We start from the raw sequence: 3,132 nt of genomic DNA, 5'->3' as shown, positions 1-3,132 counted from the left end.
GCCTCGATGTCGGCTTGCGTGAAGCGGTCAACCGAAATACCGGCATTCGACGCGAGCGCCACGATCCCGTTCGACACGTTCGATACGCTATAGCTCAGCTCTTCCGCGCTGTCGTCCGGGTCGATGGCGGTGATATCGGCCGTCGTGATCACGACCGAGCGGCCGCGCTTGACGGCGATGTCGAGGTCGCCCGCGAGCTTCGGCGGCACGTTTCGCAGTTCCGCCGAGAGGTCCGCTCCCATCTCCATGGCAAGCTGCCCGTAACGCACATTGCCGTTGACCGCGCCGGTGCTTCTGATGCTGATGAGGTTCTTCACGAAGACCTCGCCTTGCAGGGAGCCCGCGACATCGGCCTGATCGGTCTTCAGCGTACCGAAAAACGTGCCGCCCTGATGGATGATGACGGATTCGGCGGCAAGCTCACCTTCGACATAGCCATGGATTTCCATCTGCCGGCAATTGCGGATCTTGCCCTTGATGATGGTGTCTTCCTGGATGATCGCCTCGCGTGCCACTGCTGCCGCCTCGCTCTTGCTGTGTCTGCATGTGCGGCGCCGTATCCGCCGCGACGTAAGGTTCGAGGCACCATAGGCCGCCGAGCCCAAGCCAGGCAATCGAAATTCGGGTGAACGCGAAATCGCGCGCAACCTGTTGCATCTGCGGCGTCATCCGGTCCCGGCGCAGTGAATTTAACCTCGCGCGCCGTCAAACGTATGCGCCAGAGCACTAGCGCCGCCGGTCGAAGCCGATATAACCCGCGCACGTGTCCTTCACGCGGATATCGGCGCCGATGAAGCGGCAAATCTCCGCTTTGAGGTTCGGATTATCGCGGATTGCCGCGCCGCTGACCCGCGCGCCGTAGGTTTGCGCGACCTTTGCAAGGTTCTCGTCCTCGCACCATGGCGTCACTGCGAGTTGGCCGTTGATCACCTGCGACTCGTCCACGCATTTGATCTTCGCTGACGATGGGGTGGCTGCGAGCAGCGCCGCCGCAATTGCCAATCCCGCAACAAGGAGCCGGTCCATCAACGCCTCATCAAGAAAGTGTTCACCATAAAAGAACGACGCAGGAAAGCGCCAGTCAGCCGCCTCCGCGAAAGTCTGGCGCTACTCGTGACGAAGGGCTTCGATGGGATCGAGCCGCGCCGCCTTTCGCGCTGGAAAATAGCCGAATATCACGCCGACCGCAGCCGAAAAGCCGAATGCCAGCGCAATCACCGAAAAGTCGAGCGCCATCGGCACCTTGATCGCACTCGCGAGCATCCACGACAGCCCCAGCCCGAGCGCCACGCCGATCAGCCCGCCGAACAGCGACAACACCACCGCCTCGATGAGAAACTGCGTCAGCACCTGCCCGGCGAGCGCGCCGATGGCAAGCCGCGTGCCGATCTCGCGCGTGCGCTCCGTCACCGACACGAGCATGATGTTCATGATGCCGATGCCGCCGACGAGGAGGCTGATCGCGGCGACGGCGGAAAGAAGCCCGGTTAACACCTTGTAGGTGCCCGTGAGCGTGGCCGCGATTTCCTTCATGTCGCGCACGAAGAAATCGTCCTCATCGCCAGCCCCGATGCGGCGACGCTCGCGCATGAGCAGCTCGACGGCCCTCAGCGTTTTCGCGGTCGAGTGCTGGCTGTCGACCCCAATATAGATATAGCCGACATCGGTATTGCCCGCGACGCGCCGGTGGAACGTCCGAAGCGGGATCACGACGAGGTCGTCCTGATCCTGCCCGAAGGCGGATTCGCCCTTCTCCGCGAGCACACCGACGATCTCACAGCTCATCTTGCCGACGCGCATCGACTGGCCGATGACGTCGCCGCCGCCGAACACCTCGCGCTGGATGGTCTTGCCGATAAGGCAGACGGAGCGGCCCGCGCGAAGCTCGCCATCGTTGAAGGTGCGGCCCTCGGCGACTAGCCAATCGCGCGCCGTGAGATAGGTCGTCTCCGCGCCGGTGACGTTCGTGCTCCAGTTCTTGCCGTTGGCGATGGCGGTGGCGGCGCGCGTTGCGGCGGGGGCTACGGCGCGCGTGCCGGGGATCTCGCGGCGAATGGCTTCCGCATCGGCGACATCAAGCTGACGCGCGACATCCTGCACCCCGCCCGGCCCGACCGCCTGACCGGGGCGCAGCACGAGCAGGTTTGTGCCGAGCTTCGCGATGTCCTGCGTAATTTTTTTCGTCGAGCCTTGGCCGAGCGTCACCATGGTGATGACCGCCGCGACGCCGATCACTACGCCGAGCGTCGTCAGGAACGAGCGCATCAGATTGCGCCGGATCGCCTGCAACGCCAGCTTGATCGTTTCCCAGATCACGGCGCGATGGCCCTTTCCTCGATGCGGCTCACGCGGCCGTCCTCGACATGCAGGACGCGCGAGGCATAGGCCGCCATCTCGGGCTCATGCGTGACGAGGATGACCGTCAAACCGGCATCGCGGTTGAGCGCGGTGAGAAGGTCCATGATTTCACGGCTGCGCGCGCTGTCGAGGTTGCCGGTCGGTTCGTCGGCAAGCAGGACCGATGGGTCTGACACGAGCGCGCGGGCGATGGCAACGCGCTGCTGCTGGCCGCCGGAAAGCTCGGCGGGTGTGTGCTTCTCGCGTCCCGAAAGGCCAACGAGAGCAAGCGCCGCCCGCGCGCGTTCGCGTCGCTCCGAACGCCCCATGCCGCGATAGATGAGCGGCATCTCCACATTATCGATGGCGCTCGTGCGCGTCAGAAGGTTGAAACCCTGAAACACGAAGCCAAGGTAGTGGCGGCGAAGCAGCGCGCGTTGCACGCGGTCGAGCGAGCCGACATCGACGCCCATGAACAGATAATCGCCGCTCGTCGGCGTATCGAGGCATGCGAGAATGTTCATCGCGGTGGACTTGCCGGAGCCGGACGGTCCCATGATCGCGACGAACTCGCCACGGCCTATGGACAGATCCATGCGGTCGAGCGCGCGCACGGTCGCCTCACCGCTGCCGTAGAGCTTTGACACCTGCCTGAACTCGGCCAGCGTTTCCACCGCACCCTCTTTTACGGTCCCTGCTGCCGCGGGTCGAAACGGCCGCGCCGCTGGCGGGGGAAGAACAAGCTCGCCGGGCATGTGGTCGGTCTCCGTCGAGGGTTGATCCAGAGGCTTTCGG

At 64.3% G+C, this 3,132-nt stretch carries 4 protein-coding genes; all 4 read right to left on the bottom strand.

Translation table 11 applies throughout. The annotated features are described in order from the left end of the window. Positions 1-515, bottom strand: a 515-nt coding sequence (locus T281_RS16730; RefSeq protein WP_037242163.1) for a polymer-forming cytoskeletal protein, incomplete at its 3' end; no start/stop codon positions are given. Between the two features lie 211 nt (positions 516-726). Then, the gene (locus T281_RS16725; protein ID WP_037242159.1) at positions 727-1,026 is read right to left on the bottom strand and encodes a hypothetical protein; all 300 of its coding nucleotides are present in this window, start codon (positions 1,024-1,026) and stop codon (positions 727-729) included. 81 nt (positions 1,027-1,107) lie between these two features. After that, positions 1,108-2,316: an ABC transporter permease gene (locus T281_RS16720; RefSeq protein ID WP_037242154.1), complete on the bottom strand. Its 1,209-nt coding sequence runs from the start codon at positions 2,314-2,316 to the stop codon at positions 1,108-1,110. Continuing rightward, complete coding sequence (locus tag T281_RS16715) at positions 2,313-3,092, bottom strand: ABC transporter ATP-binding protein (RefSeq protein WP_245269277.1); 780 nt, start codon at positions 3,090-3,092, stop codon at positions 2,313-2,315. The genes T281_RS16720 and T281_RS16715 overlap by 4 nt, the downstream gene beginning before the upstream one ends. Between the last annotated feature and the right edge of the window lie 40 nt (positions 3,093-3,132).

Origin of the sequence: Rhodomicrobium udaipurense JA643 (assembly GCF_000636015.1) — a bacterium.
In the GTDB taxonomy this organism is placed as follows: Bacteria; Pseudomonadota; Alphaproteobacteria; order Rhizobiales; family Rhodomicrobiaceae; genus Rhodomicrobium; species Rhodomicrobium udaipurense.
Note: the sequence above shows the minus strand (reverse complement) of the source record. Positions and strands in the feature narration are given on the sequence as shown.

What these genes read in the sequence shown, in the direction of transcription:
- T281_RS16725 (WP_037242159.1), bottom strand. Translation starts at nt 1,026, where the DNA reads ATGGACCGGCTCCTTGTTGCGGGATTGGCAATTGCGGCGGCGCTGCTC.
- T281_RS16715 (WP_245269277.1), bottom strand. Translation starts at nt 3,092, where the DNA reads ATGCCCGGCGAGCTTGTTCTTCCCCCGCCAGCGGCGCGGCCGTTTCGA.